This is a genomic window from Marinibaculum pumilum (assembly GCF_042646425.1).
GTDB classification, from domain to species: Bacteria; Pseudomonadota; Alphaproteobacteria; order Ferrovibrionales; family Ferrovibrionaceae; genus Marinibaculum; species Marinibaculum pumilum.
In genome coordinates, this window is sequence record NZ_JBHRTR010000028.1 from 497,561 (window position 1) to 514,441 (window position 16,881).

The window sequence follows — 16,881 nt, forward strand, 5'->3', positions numbered from 1 at the left end:
GCCGCCACGTCAGGATTCTCGTTTCGGGACGCCGAATCGGCCTGTAAGTTGCGTAGGGAAATCTTTACGATTGTATAGCATTCTCAGCCGTCACCCCGGGACGGCGGCGTACCGGTGGCCTGGACGGGTTTGTCATCGCGCCCCCGCCTGCCGCTGTCAGAGACGCACGACTTTCGCGCACGCGCCCATCGCCGCCGGGTGGGGAACGGGATCGCTCGATGGATTTCCTGCTCGACGAAGCCTTTCATCCTCTGCCGTCCAGCATCCTGGTGGGACGCGATACCTATATCGCCAGCTACGACCTGAACCTTGTCGCGCTGTCGGTGGTCATCGCCACCCTGGCCGGGATGGTCGCGCTGACAATCGGAGCACGGCTCACCCAGGTGGAAGGGCGCTGGCCGCGCTTCCTCTGGCTCGGGGCCGGCAGCACCGTCATGGCGGGCGGCATCTGGGCAATGCATTTCGTTGGCATGCTCGCCTTCTCCCTGCCCTGCGCCGTCAATTACGACCTGTCTGTCACCATGCTTTCGACGATCCCGGCATGGCTGGCGAGCTTCGCGGCCCTGGCCGTCAGCTCGCGCAGCGACAGCATGTCGAGCTGGCAGGTGGCCGTGGCCGGTTTGGTCATGGGGCTGGGCATCGGCGCCATGCACTATACCGGCATGGCGGCGATGCGAATGGAGGCGATTCTCGTCTACGACCCGCTCCTCGTCCTGGTCTCGGTCGCCGTGGCAGGAGGCCTCGCCTGTGCCTCCCTGGCCCTGAACGTCCGCCTGGTCTCCGGCGAGCGGCGGACCCGCATCTTCGACCAGCGCCGGCTGCCCGCCGCGCTGTTCATGGGCATCGCCGTCGCCGGCATGCACTATACGGCAATGGCGGCGGCGATCTTCGTGCCCGATCCGAGCCCTTCGGGCGACCCGCTCTCCGTCTCTCCGGATCTGCTCGCCCTGCTGATCACGGTGGTCACGACGGCGGTGATCGCCGCCACCCTGGCGATCGTGTTCGGCAGCGTTCAGCGGGAGACGGCGGGCATCCTGCGCGAGGCGGTACGTAGCCGCGAGGCGGCCGAGATGGCGGCCGAGGAACGCGGCAAGCGCCTGCAGGCGATCCTGGACAATCTGGCAGAAGGCATCGTCTCGATCTCGGAGGATGGCCGGATCCTGCACTGGAGTCCGTCGGCGGAACGCCTGTTCGGCTACACGGCGGCGGAGGTGGAAGGGCGGAACGTCGCCTGCCTGATGCCGGAACCCTATGCCAGCCAGCATGACGGCTACCTTGCCGCCTATTGGCAGACCGGGGTGGCCAATGTCATCGGCCGCGGCCGGAAGGTGGCGGGCCGGCGCAAGGACGGCAGCGTCTTTCCGCTCTACCTGGCGGTCGGCCGGGCGGACCTGGAGACCGGCACGGTCTTCACCGGGATCCTGCGCGACCTCTCCGCGGAGGAGGCGGCGCAGGCGGAGGTGCGAACCAAGCAGCACCAGCTTCGCGTGGCGCTGGACAGCATGGCCGACGGGTTGTGCATGGTCGACGTCGACGGGCGGATCGTCGTCGCCAACGACACCTTCGCCGACCTTATGGGCGTGGCGCCGGAAAGCCTGATGCGCGGCGCACAGAGCGTGTATCCGGTCAGCGACCTGGAGAACCGCTTCGAGACGGTGGAGCTGACCATCGGCCGGCAATCGATCGAGCTTCAGATCACGCCCACCGACGATGGCGGCCATGTCCTGCTCGCGCATGACATCAGCCAGCGCAAGCAGACGGAGCAGGACCTGCGCTCCGCCCGCGACCGGGCCGAACTGGCGACCCGGGCAAAGAGCGCCTTCCTGGCCAATATGAGCCATGAGATCCGCACGCCGATGAACTCCGTGCTGGGCTTCATCTCGCTGACACTGGAGGAGACGGGCCTGTCGGCGGAGGTGCGCCGCCACCTGAAGGTGGCGGACCGGTCCGCGCGCGCGCTGCTGCAGATCATCAACGACATCCTCGACGTCAGCAAACTGGAGAGCGGCGCCGTCGTGCTGGAACTGATGCCGGTCTCTGTCTCGGAATGCCTGCGCGGCGTGCAGGACCTGCTGGCGCTGAAGGCGCGTGAGAAGGGACTGGAGCTGTCGCTGGAGATCGACCCCGCTGTGCCGGAATGGGTCAGCGGCGACCCGACCCGGCTGCGGCAGATCCTGCTGAACATCGTCGGCAACGCGGTCAAGTTCACCGACCGCGGGTCGGTTCAGGTTTCGGTCACCCTGGAACCTGCCGGGGCGGACGACGACGCAACCGCCGGCCTGCGCTTCGCCGTCGCCGATACCGGCCCCGGCATCGCCCCGGACCGCCTGGACAGCATTTTCGAACCGTTCTCGCAGGAGGACGAGAGCACGACCCGGCGGTTCGGCGGATCGGGCCTGGGCACCACCATCTGCCGCCAGCTGGTGGACCTGATGGGCGGCCGGATCTGGGCGGAGAACCGGCCCGGCGGCGGCGCCCTGTTCACCTTCGTCCTGCCGCTGCAGCCCTCGGCGCCGCCTGTGGCACCGACCTGGATGACGCAGCGGGCGGCGGTGCGGCGCACTTTCCGCATCCTGGTGGTCGAGGATGTCGCCGAAAACCGGCTGCTCTTGGAATTGCGGCTGCGGCGGCTGGGCCATCAGGTCTTCCTGGCTGAGAACGGCGCCGAGGGGCTGGCGATGTTTTCCACCTTGGCGCCTGACATCGTGCTTATGGACGTGCACATGCCGGTGATGGACGGGCTGGCCGCCACCGCCGCCATCCGCCGTGCCGAGGCCGCCGGGCAGGTGGCGGGCGACGGCGACGAAGGCCCGCAGGACAGCACGCCGATCATCGCGCTGACGGCCTCCGTGATGGAGGAGGACCAGGCACAGTGCCTGGCGGCAGGCATGGATGTCGTGGTGGCGAAGCCGGTAGATTTCCCCACCCTGATCCGGCAGATGGAACGTCTGGCCCTGCCCGAGCGGGGGCAGGCGGAATCTTCCCTGCCACCCGCGGAGCAGGCGGCACCTGCGCAGCCCGTAGCGGTGCCGCCGGAGCTGCAGGTGCTGGAAGAGGTCGCCGACCTGCCGGCCGGCATGCGCGCATGGCAGAGCAGCACGGCCTATGCCGATGCGCTCCAGGGCTTTGCCGGCCGCGTCGATGACTGGCAGATGGTGGCGCGGGCGACCGATGACCGGGACTTCCGATCCGCCCGGGCGGTCCTGCATACGCTCAAGGGCCTGGCCGGCAACCTGGCGCTGACGACGGTCGCCGATATTGCCAACCGCTTCGGTGCGCTGCTCAAGGGTTGCGCAGACGGCGACCCGGTGCCCGAGGAAGCGGCCGGCCTGCAGGAGGAACTGCGCTTGGCACTGACGGCTGTCGGGCAGGCGCTGCGGCGGCTGAAAAGGCCACAGGTGGAACCGGACCGGACGGACGCAGCCGGTCAGCAGCCGGACATCGCCACCGCCCTGGAGGATCTGATGGCCGCACTGGGCAACGACAATCCCGATCCGGTCGAGCGTGAGCTGGCGCGGATGGAAGGCATCCTGCCCCCCGGCGTCCTGGACCCGGTGGCGCGGGCTGTCGAAGAATTCGATTTCGAGCTGGCGCGCGAACGGCTGCGCGAGCTGATGGATGCGGAAGGAGTCATGCCGTGACAGCGGAGTCTGGCAAGAGCGGCGAGGCGGGCGGTCCGGAACCGGCAATGCAGCCGCCGCCGGCCTGGAAAGTGCTGGTGGTCGACGACGAGCCGGCGAATCTCAGCCTTATGCGGTCGATCCTGAAGGACGAATTCGACCTATGCTTTGCCCGCTCCGGTGCTGGCGCGCTCGATGCGGTGCAGCGGCACAATCCCGACCTTGTCCTGCTCGACGTCATGATGCCGGACATGGACGGCCACGAGGTCTGCCGCCGCCTGAAGGCGGATCCGGGCACTGCCGGCATCCCCGTGATCTTCGTGACCGCCATGGTCGACACCGATGACGAGGCGACCGGTTTCCAGGTCGGCGCCGTCGACTATCTGCGCAAGCCGGTGGTGCGCAGCCTGGTGCTGGCGCGGACCCGCACGCACCTGGCCCTGGCCCACCAGCGCAAGGAAACCGAACGCCAGGTCTTCATCCGCACGCAGGAACTGGAGCAGGCGCAGAACGACGCGATCCACATGCTGGGCCGGGCCGGCCATTTCAACGACACCGATACCGGTCTGCATATCTGGCGCATGGCGGACTATGCACGCGCGCTGGCGCAGGCGGCGGGATGGCCGGTCACCCGCGCCAACGACCTGATGCAGGCCGCGCCGATGCACGACACCGGCAAGATCGGCATTCCCGACGCGATCCTGAAGAAGCCGGGCCCGCTGGACGCCGAGGAATGGGGGATCATGCGCACCCATTGCGAGATCGGCCATGGCATCCTGTCGGTCGGCCGCTCGCCGTTGTTCCACCTGGCCGCGGAGATCGCCCGCTATCACCACGAAAAGTGGGACGGCTCCGGCTATCCAAGCCGGCTGCGCGGCGAGGCGATCCCGGAAAGTGCCCGCATCGTCGCGATCGCCGATGTCTTCGACGCGCTGACCATGAAGCGGCCCTACAAGGAGGCGTGGGATGTCGACCGCGCCCTGTTCGTCCTGAAGGACGGCGCCGGCGCCCACTTCGATCCCCGCCTTATCGAGCTGTTCATCGAGATCCTGCCCACGATCCTGGAGATCAAGGCGCACTGGGACCAGCGCGAGGCGGCGGCAGCGGACGAGGACGCGCTGTTCGCCACCGCCGCCGACTGAGCCGGCGCGCCGGCCGCGCGGCGGCTCAGCCGCCCAGGAACCGCGCTGCGTTCTGCGACATCAGCAGCGCGCGCAGCCGGTCGTCCGGGCCGATCGCATCGATGGCGCCGACCGGATCCTTCTCCTCGATGGAGAAGGGGAAGTCGGTGCCGATGCACAGCTGCGTCTCGCCGAACCGTTCCAGCAGGAAGCGCAGGGTGGGGGCGTCGTAGACCAGGGTGTCGTAGAACAGCCGCCGGGCATGTTCCGCGGGCGTGCCGCCGGCGATCTCCGCCACCTGCGGCAGCATCGGCCAGCCCTGCATCAGCCGCGGCAGGACCAGGCCGAAGACGCCGCCGCCATGGCTGAAGGCGAGCCGCAGACGCGGAAACCGCGCCAGGGTCCCGCCGGTGATCAGGGAGACGATCGCGAAGGCGGTCTCGCAGGGAAAGCCGACCATCGCCATCAGGCTCTTCGGGCCGATCAGCCGTTCCGCGCCGGTGGGATGCAGGGCATGGACGAAGATCGCGGCGCCGGTCTCCTGCGCGGCGGCATAGAAGGGGTCGAAGCGGGCATCGCCGATCGGCACGCCGTTGACGTTGGTCCCGATCTCCACCCCCCGGAAACGCCCCGTCGCCATCAGCCGCTCCAGCTCCCGCGCAGCCAGCTCCGGGTCCTGCAGCGGCACCATGCCCAGGCCGGTGAAGCGGTCCGGCGCCTGGTCCACCATCGCCGCGATGGTGCCGTTGACATGGGCGCCGAAGGCGGCGGCATCCTCCGCCGAGAACCAGTAGGACAGCAGCTCCGGCATCGGCGACAGCGCCTGGCGCGCGATCCCGCATTCGGTCATCGCGTCCAGCCGGCGCGCCACGTCCCAGGACCGGTCGTCGACGGTCCGGAACAGCTTGCCGTCGATCATCACATTGCGGTGGTGGCAGTCATGGCCCGCCGCCATGGACGGCCAGCGGCTCTCGCCGCAGCGGCCGGCATAGGCGGGGAAATCGCCCGGAACTACGTGGGTATGGATGTCCGTCCCCGACATCGGGGCTGTCATCGGGGCTGTCATGTGCGCGTTTCGCTCCCGGTCCTTTTCGTTGCTCGGCTAGGATCGCCGCCCGGCGCAGTGGACGCCCGTTCCGGACGCACCGCAAGCGCGGCCGGCGCGACCGTCCCGCCGGCACCAGAAGGAGGAATGCCATGTCACGCCTGCCGCCGCTCTCGCCCGACCGGATGACCCCGCCGCAGAAGGCGGTCCATGACGCCATCGTCAGCGGCCCGCGCGGCGCGGTGCAGGGGCCGTTCGCCGCCTGGCTCCGCAGCCCGGAGATGGCGGACCCGGCGCAGCGGCTCGGCGCGTTCTGCCGCTTCGGCAGCACCTTTCCGCCACGGCTCTCCGAACTCGCCATTCTGCTCACCGCGCGTCACTGGACCGCCCAGTTCGAATGGTGGGCCCATGCCCGGATGGCGCGCGACGGCGGCCTGGGGGATGCGGTGATCGACGCGATCCGGGAGGGCCGCCGGCCGGCGGAGATGCAGGAGGACGAGGCGGCGGTCCACGACTTCTGCGCCTCGGCCCTGCGCGACGGCCGGGTGGCGGAGGCCCCCTATCGCCGGGTGATCGCGCTGTTCGGCGAGCGCGGCGCCGTCGAGCTGGTCGGTATCATCGGCTATTACTGCATGGTCTCCCTGACCCTCAACGTGTTCGAGGTGCCGGTGCCAGACGGCAGCCGGCCGCTGGCACCCCCGGCCTCGCCTCGCGCGGGCGAATCGGGCTGAATGTCGGACCATTCCGCGGCAGCGGAAGCAGGGCGGGAGGAAAAGGCATCATGTCAGTGAAGGACAAGGTCGCGATCGTCACCGGCGGCGGCACCGGCCTGGGAGCGGCGGTATCGACCCGCCTGGCGGCGGAGGGCGCTCGGGTGGCGGTGAACTATTCGCGCAGCGCGGCGGACGCCGAGGCCTGCTGCACCGCGATCGGCCATGCCGGCGGCGAAGCGGTGGCGATCCAGGCGGACGTCGCCAGCGATGCCGACTGCCGCCGGCTGGCGGCAGAGGCGCTGGAGCGCTGGGGCCGGATCGACATCCTGGTCAACAATGCGGGCATCACCCGCTTCGCCGACCAGGCCGATCTCGACGCCCTGGACGCGGAGGATTTCGTCGACATCTACCGGGTGAACGTGGTCGGCGCCTACCAGATGGTGCGGGCCTGCGCCCCGGCGATGCGGGCGGCGGGCAAGGGCGCGGTGGTCAACATCTCCTCCATCGCCGGGGTGACCGGGATCGGCTCGTCGATGGCCTATGCCGCTTCCAAGGGCGCGCTGAACACGATGACCCTGTCGCTCGCCCGCTCCCTGGCGCCGGAGATCCGGGTGAATGCGGTCTGCCCCGGCTTCATCGGCACCCGCTGGTTCGCCGACGAGCTGGGGCCGGAGCGCTATGCGGCGCGGGTGAAGCAGCAGGAGGAGACGACCCTGTTGCGCCGCGCCGGCAGGCCGGAGGATATAGCGGTCGTCGTGCTCTTCTTCTGCGGCGAAGGCAGTGATCATATCACCGGGGAGACCCTGATGCCGGATGCCGGCCTGCATCTGGGCTTCGCCCCGCATGTTGCGCGCTGAGCGGGCGGGCCGAGCGGACACCGCAGGACAGCGCGACAGTAACGATGGGAGGAACGGGTAGGATGGTGGAGCAAGCTGCGGGACGGGATCGGGACGCGCCGTTCGAGGGGCTGTTCGAATCGCCCTCGCCGATGTCGGCGCCGGACCAGGGTCCGTTCCAGCCGATCCCCGAGATGCTGGCGCATTGGGCCCGGGTGCAGCCGGACCGCCCGGCTCTGGTCTGCGACGGCGTCACGGTACCCTGGGCGGCGTTCGACCGCGATGTGAGCCGCATCGCCAACGCCCTGATCGCCATGGGATTCGGCCGCGGCGACAAGGCGGCGGTGCTGGCGCCGCCGTCGATCGCCTATGCGGAGCTGTTCTTCGGTATCCTGCGTGCCGGCGGCTGCGTCGTGCCGCTCTCGACCATGGCCAGCCCGCAGCAGCTGGAGGGGATGATCGCGGATTCCGACAGCCGGGTGTTCTTCCTGGGCGCCGGCATGCGTGACCTGGCGGCGCCGTTCGCCGACCGGCTCGACGGCCTGCTGCCCGGTGGGCGGATTGCCATCGACTTCGATGCCGAGGGCTGGCAGCCCTTTGCCGCCTGGCGCGACGCGGCGCCGGACAGCGACCCGCAAGTGGAGATCCGGCCCGAGGATCATTTCAACATCATCTATTCCTCCGGCACCACCGGGGTGCCGAAGGGCATCCTGCACAGCCACGCCCTGCGCTGGTTCCTGATCCGCCGCTTCGAGGCGATGGGCTACAATCCGGAGGCCGTCTCCCTGGTCTCCACGCCGTTCTATTCGAACACCACCCTGGTCGCCTTCATCCCGACCCTGGCGCAGGGCGGCTGCGCGGTGATCATGGGCAAGTTCGACGCCGCCCGCTTCCTGGCCCTGGCGCAGGCGCACCGCGTGACCCATGCGATGCTGGTGCCGGTGCAGTACGAGCGCCTGCTGGTGCATCCCGACTTCGCGAAGGCGGACCTGTCGAGCTTCCGCATGAAGCTGTCGACCAGCGCGCCGCTGCGGATGGAGACCAAGCGGCGGATCGCCGCGGAATGGCCGGGCGGCATGGTGGAGGTCTATGGCCTGACCGAGGGCGGCGGTTCCTGCATGCTCGACGTGGTGGCCCATCCGGACAAGCTGCACACCGTCGGCCAGCCCGGCTTCGGCACCGAGCTGAAGATCATCGACGACCAGGGCAACGAGCTGCCGCGCGGGCAGACCGGGGAACTGGTCGGCCGCTCCTTCACCATGATGTCCGGCTATTACCGCCAGCCCGACAAGACCCGCGAGATGCTGTGGTACGACAAGGATGGCCGTGCCTTCTTCCGCTCCGGCGATATGGGCCGGATGGATGAGGACGGCTTCGTCACCCTGCTGGACCGGAAGAAGGACATGATCATCTCCGGCGGCTTCAACGTCTATGCCGCCGACCTGGAGGCGGTCCTGTCCCGCCATCCGGAGGTGGCCGACGTGGCGGTGATCGGCATCCCGTCCGTGGAATGGGGGGAGACTCCGCTGGCCCTGGTCGTGCGCAAGCCGGGGGCGGGCATCGAGGCGGAAGCGCTGCGGGCCTGGGCGAACGGCCAGCTTGGCAAGCCGCAGCGGATCGCCGCGGTGGAGTTCCGGGAGGAGCTGCCGCGCAGCTCCATCGGCAAGGTGCTGAAGAAGGACCTGCGTCAGCCCTACTGGGCGGAGGTGGAGGCGGCCAGGGCGGCGGCGGCGTCCGGCTGACACGTCCGGCCCGCGGCGCGCGGAGCCTCATCGTGCTGGATTTCGTCACGGCCCTGGTCAGCTGGTCGGCTGTCTCGCTCGCGGTCGCGCTGGTCCTGCTGGTGCTCTGGCGGCGCGACCGCGCGTCGGTCTACCTCTGGTGGGGCGCCGGCTTCCTGCTCTGCGCGGTGGGAGCGGCGCTGCTGAGCGCGCGCCACCAGATCCCCGATCTCCTGTCGGCGCAGCTTGCCAACTTCCTGCTGTTCGCCGCCTTCGGCTGCTGGATCTCCGGCACCTATCGGCTCGATGGCCGCAGGCTGCAGGCCGCGGCGTTCCTGCCGCTGCCGCTCTGGCTGCTGGCCATGACGGTGCCGGACCTCCGCGACACGTTCTACCTGCGCACCGCGGTCGCCAATGTCGGCATCGCCTACTGCTATTTCTGCCTCGGCCTGGCGTTCTGGCCGCGCGTGCCGGATGCGCCGCCGAGCCGCCAGGTGATGGCGGTGATCCTGCTATCCGGCACGGCCTGGGGGCTCGGGACCACAGTGCTTGCGCTCTGGCTGCAGCCGCAGGACTTCGCCGGCTTCGCGCTGGGCTGGGCGGATGGCCTGGCCTCCGTCCTGGTCGTCCTGGCGATGGCGATCTTCGGCGGCAGCCTGCTGCGGGACCGCGCGGACACCGGCTGGCGTCGCCTTGCACTGTCCGATCCGCTGACCGGCGTACTGAACCGGCGCGGCCTGCTGGACGCCTTCGCGTCCCGCGCTGCGGCCGGCGGCGGCCCCGCGGGCACCGCGCTGCTGATGTTCGACCTCGACCATTTCAAGCGGATCAACGACAACCATGGCCACCGGGCCGGCGACGAGGTACTGATCGCCTTCTGTCGCAGGGTGGAGGGAGAACTGCGGCCCGGCGACCTTCTGGGTCGCCTGGGGGGCGAGGAATTCGCCGCCCTGGTGGCGGCGGAGACCTCGGACCTGGCGGTCCGGATCGCGGATCGGATCCGCGCCGCGGTGGCCGCGCACCCGGTCGCGACGGCGGACGGACAGGTACCCGTGACGGTCAGCATCGGCGTGGCCCTGCTGCCGGCCGGGGCAGGCGCGGCGGACCTGCCGCTGGATGCGGCCGACGGGGCGCTCTATGCGGCAAAGGCCGCAGGGCGTGACTGCGTCCGCCTGGCCGATAGCCGGGAAGGCGACATTGCCATCGCCGGCCCGGCACCTGCCGGGGTGGCCGCCACGCAGGGCGGCCGCTGATCCGGACGGGTCACGTCGGCGCGCTCAGTCGATCCGCGACTCCCCCGCATCCGGGGGCCGCCCGGCCAGCATCTCCGCCCGATAGGCCTTCGGCGTCATGCCGGTGGCGGCGCGGAACAGCTTGCTGAAATGGGCCGGGTCGTGGAACCCCGCCCGCAGGGCGATCACGGCGATCGTCGTGCCGCGCGACTGGGGTTCCTCCAGCATCCGCTTCGCCGCCTCGATGCGGCGGTTGCGGATCAGTTCGGACACCGACTGGCCGCGGCCGGCGAAGATCTGCTGCAGGTAGCGTTCCGAGACGTTCACCGCCGCTGCCACCCGGCCGACATTGAGCTCCGGATCGGTCAGGTTCGCCTCGATATAGCGCAGCGCGCGCTGGCCGTGCGCGACCTGGACGGCGGTGCCGCGGCCGCCCTCCCTATCTTCCCCCGACAGGGCCAGGACCAGCAGGTCGAGCAGGGTGCGGGTCGCCGCGCTGGCGGCGTCCGGGCTCATCCGCGCGGCGTGGCGGCAATAGGATCCGGCGAAGTCCATGAACAGGTCGACGCTGGGCTGGCCGCCGCGGAACTGCACCGCGGTCAGGTCCTCCAGATGCGGCACCCGCTGTCGCAGGACCTGGCCCGGCAGGCGCAGGGTGCGGTGCCGGTTCCAGGTCCGCTGCTCGTAGGTATAGGTGTCGCAGGTCGCCACCATCGCCAGGTCGCCGGGCCGCACCAGGGACTCGCGGCCGCGCTGGTGCAGGCGCAGCGGGTCGTCGACCGGCATCGGCAGCAGGACGAAGTCGCCGCCCTCCCGCGTCAGATGGCCGCGGCCGCGATGCACGATCATCGGGTCGCTCGACACCCAGCCGACCCGCACGGCGCCGACATCGTCGGCGACCAGCTGCCCGCAGCGGAAGCTGTCGGATGCGGTCGGGATCACGTCCAGCGGATAGTAGGTATCGTAGAGCGCGTCGTTCCAGGCGCGCAGGCGACGGTCAAGCGCCACCCCGTCGATATTCGCGTAGGCGGTATGGCCCTCTGGGGCCGATGTCTGACGGGTCTGCAGAGACGGACTCATGCGAGCAGGCGACTCTTGTGCAGGTGCGAAAGGCACATCCTAGCGAAGATCGGAGCGCCGTTCCAGGTGTCGCTGCGCCCGCGTTGGGGCGACGGTGCCGGTGCCAAGTGGGTCTCAGACTAAATGCTCACGCCAAAGGAAGACCCTTCCGTAGTTGCGAAAGCACCCACTTCAGTCAATCGCGAAATTTAGCAATAGTGAAATAGAATTTTAGAAAATGGGCCGAGATCGGCTGAACCGATCCCGGCCCCCCTCGAAGGAGCGTCCACGCATACTGTGCGGGACACCCCTGCTCACGCATACTGAATCAGCTGCCAGGTAACCGCCCGCCCCGAATAGGGCGGCATGCGATTGCCCTCAGCGATCGGCGCCGTGGTGGTGGGATTCCCCATCACCTTCCAGACACCGCTCTCGGGGCAGACCTCACCAGTCTTCGCAGTCGTGCCGATCGGGGCACGGGCCTTCGTCTTCAACATGCTCACTTCTCCTACTATCACCGGCATCCACCATGGCTGCCATATTCGTATCATTGTGTCTTACATTGCTGTTGTCAAGACCTGGCGCTATGATTTCGTATCACGTTGTCTGACAGACGTTCAGGCGGCCTCGTAGGCGTGACCTTGGGAGGGGTGAACATGTCGCTCGCTACGCGACTTCAGGAGCTGCGGGTCAAAAGCGGCCAGTCGCTGCAAGACGTGGCCGAGGCAGTGGGGGTTTCAAGAACTCATATTTGGGAGCTCGAGAAGGGCCGCAGTCAAAATCCGTCACTTGAGATTCTGCGCAAGCTCGCGGACCATTTTCGGGTGACGATCCGCTTTCTCGTCGGCGAATCACACGAAGCTGCAGACGATGAGCAACTCATGCGAATGTTTCGCCAAGCCGGCGAACTCGAGGAAGTTGATAGGGCGGTACTCGACGACATGATCCAGTCCATGCTCAAACGGCGCCGGGGCCGCGATGTTAAGACTTGACCGAATGGAGATTGATGACGCCGGCGGTGATCCTGCGCGTCTCGCCAAAGCGATCCTCGATCAAATGCCTGGGCATACCGGTCCGGTCCCCGTTCGTGATATCGCGACGGCGCTCGACATCATCGAGATACGTGAGAGCGCGCTTGATGGCCTTGAGGGCGGTCTCATCGCTCCTTCCGACAAGTCGGAAGGAGCGATCCTCGTCAACGCCCGACGATCTGAACGGAGAAAGCGCTACACGATTGGGCATGAGCTTGGACACTACGTGAACCCATGGCACAGGCCTGCGACCACTGATGGTTTTCGGTGTCGGGCAGCGGATATGGTCCAGGAGCGTTTCAACAGAAATGATCGCGCTGCGAAAATGGAAGTCGAAGCAAACCAATTCGCAGCAGAGCTGCTTATGCCCTCTCATCTGATGAATGCATTTCTTCGGAACTGTGATGGTGCAGAGATGCAGCACATTTTAGATTTGTCAGACGAATTCGACGTCAGCCGGGAGTCAGCAGCGAGACGCTACGTTTCAAGAGCCAATGAACCCTGCGCAATCGTCTTCTCGCGAGACGGCATCGTCCGCTACGCGAAGGCGCATCAGCGTTTTCCGCGTCTGGCGGTGTGGGGCCGTGATCCGCTGCCGTCGGGTTGCCTCTCCCTCAGATCTGATACACCGCAAGGGACGCCATCTCAGTGGGCGGAGGTTTCCGGTGATATCTGGTTGAGCAATGCGGATCGATCCGCTGTCTATGAGCAAACCATCGCTCAAAAGAACAACTTTCGAATGACACTTCTCACCCTCGATGAAGCTGATGAGGATGTTTACGACGACGCAGAAGAAGAATGGGTGCCGCCAACACTACACCGCAGCGGCCGCCGATAGGAAGTTATTCAGATATCACCACGATGTCGTGTCCTCTCGAAGGAGAGAGCAATTCGCGTTTCATGAAGCTGCAAATCTTTTTTCTGTATACTAAGGAGGTCTAACAGCAATTGGAGGCGAGCCTCGAGCCTTCCGCTCCACGTGCCAAGCTCGCTTTCCACATCGGTCTTGGCTAGATCGCGGCTGCCAAAAGATGAAGCGGAAATCCTCAGTAGGACAAGATTCTGGTGCTGGGCTTTATGCCGCCTCGTCGGCCCGCGCGGCACACCAGGCCGCCGCGGCCTCCGCCTCGCGCTCCAGGTAGCGGCGGCCGGCCTCGTACAGGCCCAGCTTCAGGTCCGGCGCACGGCCGGCTCCCATCTCGACCATCTGTTCGGCGAAATAGGCGACCGGGGCGCGGGCCAGCGCCGCCTGCACCGCCGCCGGTGGCGCATCGTCCGGCGCCGCCGCGGGGTCGGGGCGCATGTCGGCCTCCGGCGAGGGCGCGACGGCGTCCCGGTCGGCCAGCAGGCGCCGCGGCAGGTCGGGCTCGAGGCACATCGGCCGGCCCAGCCCGACGATATCCACCGCGCCGGCCGCCAGCGCGGCATCCATCGCCCGCCGGCTGCGGAAGCCGCCGGTGACCATCACCGGCATGTCCAGCACCTTGCGCATCGCCTCCGCGAACAGCACGAAATAGGCCTCCCGCTCCGCGGTGGAGCGGGTCAACAGGGCGCTCTCCTCGGACTCGCCCGGCTGGCCCAGCATGGCGTAGCTTTCCGACGAGCCGCCGGACAGTTCCAGCAGGTCGACCCCTGCCGCCTGCAGCCAGAGCGCCACCTGCTCCGCCTCGCCCGGGGTGAAGCCGCCGCGCTGGAAGTCGGCGGAGTTCATCTTCACCCCGATCGGATAATCGGCCCCCAGCGCCTGCCTTGCCCGGCGCACCACCTCCAGCAGCATGCGGGCGCGGTTCTCCAGCGCCCCGCCCCATTCGTCCTGCCGGTGGTTGGCCAGCGGCGACAGGAACTCCGCCAGCAGGTAGCCGTGCGCGGCATGGAACTGCACGCCGGTGAAGCCCGCCTCCCGTGCGGTCACCGCGGTGGCGACATAGCGGTCGATCAGCGCCTCGATCTCACCCTCGTCCAGGGCGCGCGGCACGCCATGCCTGCGCGCCCGGCCGGGACCGACGGCGGCGCCGATCGGAATCGCGGAAGGCGCGACAGGCTGCGGTGTGATCGACGCCGGGCTTTTCCGCCCCGCATGGTTGATCTGCATCCAGAAGGCATTGCCGCCCTCTGTCCCCGCCCGCGCCCAGGCGGCCAGGGCGGCGCGACCGCCTTCGTCCAGATTGCCGTCCACCGCGACATTCAGCGGCCGTTCCATGCAGGACCGGTCGATCAGCACATTGCCGGTCAGCAGCAGACCGGCGCCGCCCAGCGACCAGCGCCGGTAGAGGCGGCAATGCGCCTCCGTTGCCTGGTTGCGCAGATTGGCCAGGCCCTCGGTCAGGCCGGCCTTGGCGATCCGGTTGCGAAGGGTGGCGCCGCAGGGCAGGGCAAGGGGTGTGCTGATATCGATCGGCATGGCGGTCCGGCAATGGTTGACAGGCCTATGCAGCCTAGCCCCGGCCGTCGGTCGCGGCCAGAAGGGGGCCAATTGTCATCCGGGCAGTGGACAGAAGGGGCGGTGCTAGGTCCGCAGCGGGCCGCTAGACTGCGCGCCAAGAAATGCGTTCCCCAAAGATAATGCGTTCCAAAGGAGGAGACGGGCATGACCGCACGCACAACGCCGCCGTTCCGCGCCGACCAGGTCGGCAGCCTGCTGCGGCCGCCGGCCCTGGCGGAGGCAAGGGCGAAGGGCAAGGCCGGCGAACTGCCGCCGGATGCGGTGCGGGCGGCGGAGGATGAAGCGATCCGCGAGGTCGTCGCCCTGCAGGAAGGGATCGGCATGCAGGCGATCACCGACGGCGAGTTCCGGCGCGACTACTGGCACCTGGACTTCCTCTCCGCCTTCGAGGGCTGCGAGATCTGGGAGGCGCGGCGCTCGCAGAGCTTCTCCAACACCGAGCAGCCGCCGATGGTGAAGGTGACCGGCAAGGTCAGCCGCGGCGCGCCGATCTTCGTCGACCATTTCGCCTTCCTGAAGTCGGTGACGACGCAGACGCCGAAGATCACCCTGCCCGGCCCGGCGATGATCCATCTGCGCCCCGGCAACGAGGCGGTCGATCCGGCGGCCTATCGCGACATGGACAGCTTCTGGGCCGACCTCACCGCCGCCTATCGGAAGGAGATCGCCGACCTGGCCGCGGCCGGCTGCACCTATCTGCAGATCGACGATGTCAGCTTCGCCTATCTCTGCGACGAGGGCATGCGGCAGATGTTCCGCGACCGCGGCGACGATCCGGACGAGACGCTGAAGCTCTACGTGTCGCTGATCAACGAGGTGCTGAAGGACCGTCCCGCCGGCCTGCATGTGACGGTCCATATGTGCCGCGGCAATTTCAAGAGCGCCTGGGTGGCGCAGGGCGGCTACGAGCCGGTCGCCGCGGAGGTGCTGGGCAAGATGGCGGTCGACGGCTTTTTCATGGAATATGACAGCGAGCGCGCCGGCGGCTTCGAGCCGCTGCGCCACCTCGCCGACGGCAAGGTGGTTGTGCTGGGCCTGGTGTCCACCAAGACCCCGGACCTGGAAGCGGAGAGCGACCTGAAGCGCCGGATCGAGGAGGCGACGAAGTACGTGCCTCTGGAGCGGCTTTGCCTCAGCCCGCAATGCGGCTTCTCCAGCACGCACCACGGCAATGCCGTGACGGTGGATGACGAGAAGGCGAAGCTGGGCCTGGTGGTGAACACGGCCGCGGAGGTCTGGGGCGGCTGAGCCGCCCCGGCTGGGGCGGGCAGGAGGCGGACATGAACGTGATGCGGACAGCGCGCCCGGCGGGCATGGGCGAGACGGAATGGCAGGCGCGCCAGGACCTGGCGCAGTGCTACCGGATCTTCGATCTGCTCGGCTGGACGGAACTGATCTACAACCACATCACCCTGCGCCTGCCCGAGACCGGGCCGGGCGGGGAGCCGCGCTTCCTGATCAACCCGTTCGGCCTGCACTATTCGGAGGTGACCGCCTCGAACCTGGTCTGCATCGACCTGCAGGGCAATGTGGTGGGGCAGTCCGACTGGCCGGTGAACCCCGCGGGCTTCACCGTCCATGCCGCGATCCACGCCGGGATCCCCCAGGCCCATTGCGTGATGCACACCCACACCACGGCCGGCGTTGCGGTCGCCTGTTCGCAGGCCGGGCTGTCGATGGACAATTTCTATTCCGCGCAGCTGCACGACAAGGTCGCCTGTCACGACTTCGAGGGCATCACCGTGCATGCGGAGGAAGGGCCGCGCCTGCTGGCGGCGATCGGCGACCGGCCGGCGGTGATCCTGCGCAACCATGGCCTGCTGACCTGGGGGGCCGACCTGCCGTCGGCCTTTGCGCTGCTCTGGACCCTGAACCGGGCCTGCGAGATCCAGCTGGCCGGGGCCAATCTCGGCCCCTGCATCCCGATCCCGGAGGAGATCCGGGCGAAATGTACGCGCGACGCGCTGCAGTTCGACCCGCGCCACGGCGCCGGCCGGAACGTGTTCGAGGCGATGGGCCGCCTGGCCGATCGCCGCGACCCGTCCTGGCGGAGCTGAGCG

At 68.3% G+C, this 16,881-nt stretch carries 14 protein-coding genes; 10 read left to right on the top strand and 4 right to left on the bottom strand.

The annotated features are described in order from the left end of the window. The first annotated feature begins 218 nt into the window (after positions 1–218). Together ACFOGJ_RS14960 and ACFOGJ_RS14965 are read left to right on the top strand one after the other, a co-directional pair. Entirely contained in the window at positions 219–3,641 is a 3,423-nt protein-coding gene (locus ACFOGJ_RS14960) for an MHYT domain-containing protein (RefSeq protein WP_379901757.1), read from the top strand. Next, positions 3,638–4,762 carry a response regulator gene (locus ACFOGJ_RS14965; RefSeq protein WP_379901759.1) on the top strand — a complete coding sequence of 375 codons (1,125 nt, stop codon included), beginning with the start codon at positions 3,638–3,640 and terminating at the stop codon, positions 4,760–4,762. The genes ACFOGJ_RS14960 and ACFOGJ_RS14965 overlap by 4 nt, the downstream gene beginning before the upstream one ends. A 25-nt stretch (positions 4,763–4,787) precedes the next feature. Here ACFOGJ_RS14965 and ACFOGJ_RS14970 read toward each other — a convergent pair whose 3' ends face one another. Then, positions 4,788–5,783, bottom strand: a complete 996-nt coding sequence (locus tag ACFOGJ_RS14970; RefSeq protein WP_379901762.1) for an amidohydrolase family protein — start codon at positions 5,781–5,783, stop codon at positions 4,788–4,790. A gap of 155 nt (positions 5,784–5,938) precedes the next feature. On the opposite strand from ACFOGJ_RS14970, the gene ACFOGJ_RS14975 reads away from it, so the two are divergent. The 4 genes from ACFOGJ_RS14975 (at position 5,939) to ACFOGJ_RS14990 (ending at position 10,309) form a co-directional block, all read left to right on the top strand. Then, the gene (locus ACFOGJ_RS14975; RefSeq protein WP_379901765.1) at positions 5,939–6,517 is read left to right on the top strand and encodes a carboxymuconolactone decarboxylase family protein; all 579 of its coding nucleotides are present in this window, start codon (positions 5,939–5,941) and stop codon (positions 6,515–6,517) included. 50 nt (positions 6,518–6,567) lie between these two features. Beyond that, a complete protein-coding gene (locus tag ACFOGJ_RS14980; protein WP_379901768.1) occupies positions 6,568–7,356 on the top strand; it encodes an SDR family NAD(P)-dependent oxidoreductase in 789 nt (262 codons plus the stop codon). Positions 7,357–7,418: 62 nt separating this feature from the next. After that, on the top strand, positions 7,419–9,077 hold the full coding sequence (locus tag ACFOGJ_RS14985; RefSeq protein WP_379901771.1) for a class I adenylate-forming enzyme family protein: 1,659 nt from the start codon (positions 7,419–7,421) through the stop codon (positions 9,075–9,077). A 32-nt stretch (positions 9,078–9,109) separates the two neighbouring features. After that, positions 9,110–10,309: a GGDEF domain-containing protein gene (locus ACFOGJ_RS14990; protein ID WP_379901774.1), complete on the top strand. Its 1,200-nt coding sequence runs from the start codon at positions 9,110–9,112 to the stop codon at positions 10,307–10,309. A gap of 24 nt (positions 10,310–10,333) precedes the next feature. Here the strand turns inward: ACFOGJ_RS14990 and ACFOGJ_RS14995 are convergent, their stop codons facing one another. Both ACFOGJ_RS14995 and ACFOGJ_RS15000 read right to left on the bottom strand, forming a co-directional pair. Then, complete coding sequence (locus tag ACFOGJ_RS14995; protein WP_379901776.1) at positions 10,334–11,368, bottom strand: helix-turn-helix transcriptional regulator; 1,035 nt, start codon at positions 11,366–11,368, stop codon at positions 10,334–10,336. A gap of 293 nt (positions 11,369–11,661) precedes the next feature. Beyond that, entirely contained in the window at positions 11,662–11,844 is a 183-nt protein-coding gene (locus ACFOGJ_RS15000) for a hypothetical protein (protein WP_379901778.1), read from the bottom strand. Positions 11,845–12,003: 159 nt separating this feature from the next. Between ACFOGJ_RS15000 and ACFOGJ_RS15005 the strand changes: the two genes are divergently transcribed. Together ACFOGJ_RS15005 and ACFOGJ_RS15010 are read left to right on the top strand one after the other, a co-directional pair. Beyond that, positions 12,004–12,339, top strand: coding sequence for a helix-turn-helix domain-containing protein (locus ACFOGJ_RS15005; protein ID WP_379901780.1), 336 nt, complete (start codon positions 12,004–12,006; stop codon positions 12,337–12,339). Positions 12,340–12,343: 4 nt separating this feature from the next. Then, positions 12,344–13,216, top strand: coding sequence for an ImmA/IrrE family metallo-endopeptidase (locus tag ACFOGJ_RS15010; protein WP_379901782.1), 873 nt, complete (start codon positions 12,344–12,346; stop codon positions 13,214–13,216). Positions 13,217–13,453: 237 nt separating this feature from the next. On the opposite strand, the gene ACFOGJ_RS15015 is transcribed toward ACFOGJ_RS15010, so the two are convergent. Next, positions 13,454–14,779, bottom strand: coding sequence for an oxidoreductase (locus tag ACFOGJ_RS15015; RefSeq protein ID WP_379901784.1), 1,326 nt, complete (start codon positions 14,777–14,779; stop codon positions 13,454–13,456). A 186-nt stretch (positions 14,780–14,965) separates the two neighbouring features. On the opposite strand from ACFOGJ_RS15015, the gene ACFOGJ_RS15020 reads away from it, so the two are divergent. Both ACFOGJ_RS15020 and ACFOGJ_RS15025 read left to right on the top strand, forming a co-directional pair. Continuing rightward, positions 14,966–16,069 carry a 5-methyltetrahydropteroyltriglutamate--homocysteine S-methyltransferase gene (locus tag ACFOGJ_RS15020; protein WP_379901786.1) on the top strand — a complete coding sequence of 368 codons (1,104 nt, stop codon included), beginning with the start codon at positions 14,966–14,968 and terminating at the stop codon, positions 16,067–16,069. 32 nt (positions 16,070–16,101) lie between these two features. Continuing rightward, entirely contained in the window at positions 16,102–16,878 is a 777-nt protein-coding gene (locus ACFOGJ_RS15025; protein WP_379901789.1) for a class II aldolase/adducin family protein, read from the top strand. Positions 16,879–16,881 lie beyond the last annotated feature (3 nt).

Bases quoted from the DNA above. Each gene is read 5' to 3' on its own strand.
- ACFOGJ_RS14960 (WP_379901757.1), top strand. From the start codon at position 219: ATGGATTTCCTGCTCGACGAAGCCTTTCATCCTCTGCCGTCCAGCATC.
- ACFOGJ_RS14970 (WP_379901762.1), bottom strand. From the start codon at position 5,783: ATGTCGGGGACGGACATCCATACCCACGTAGTTCCGGGCGATTTCCCC.
- ACFOGJ_RS14975 (WP_379901765.1), top strand. From the start codon at position 5,939: ATGTCACGCCTGCCGCCGCTCTCGCCCGACCGGATGACCCCGCCGCAG.
- ACFOGJ_RS14980 (WP_379901768.1), top strand. From the start codon at position 6,568: ATGTCAGTGAAGGACAAGGTCGCGATCGTCACCGGCGGCGGCACCGGC.
- ACFOGJ_RS14985 (WP_379901771.1), top strand. From the start codon at position 7,419: ATGGTGGAGCAAGCTGCGGGACGGGATCGGGACGCGCCGTTCGAGGGG.
- ACFOGJ_RS14995 (WP_379901776.1), bottom strand. From the start codon at position 11,368: ATGAGTCCGTCTCTGCAGACCCGTCAGACATCGGCCCCAGAGGGCCAT.
- ACFOGJ_RS15000 (WP_379901778.1), bottom strand. From the start codon at position 11,844: ATGTTGAAGACGAAGGCCCGTGCCCCGATCGGCACGACTGCGAAGACT.
- ACFOGJ_RS15005 (WP_379901780.1), top strand. From the start codon at position 12,004: ATGTCGCTCGCTACGCGACTTCAGGAGCTGCGGGTCAAAAGCGGCCAG.
- ACFOGJ_RS15010 (WP_379901782.1), top strand. From the start codon at position 12,344: ATGGAGATTGATGACGCCGGCGGTGATCCTGCGCGTCTCGCCAAAGCG.
- ACFOGJ_RS15015 (WP_379901784.1), bottom strand. From the start codon at position 14,779: ATGCCGATCGATATCAGCACACCCCTTGCCCTGCCCTGCGGCGCCACC.
- ACFOGJ_RS15020 (WP_379901786.1), top strand. From the start codon at position 14,966: ATGACCGCACGCACAACGCCGCCGTTCCGCGCCGACCAGGTCGGCAGC.
- ACFOGJ_RS15025 (WP_379901789.1), top strand. From the start codon at position 16,102: ATGAACGTGATGCGGACAGCGCGCCCGGCGGGCATGGGCGAGACGGAA.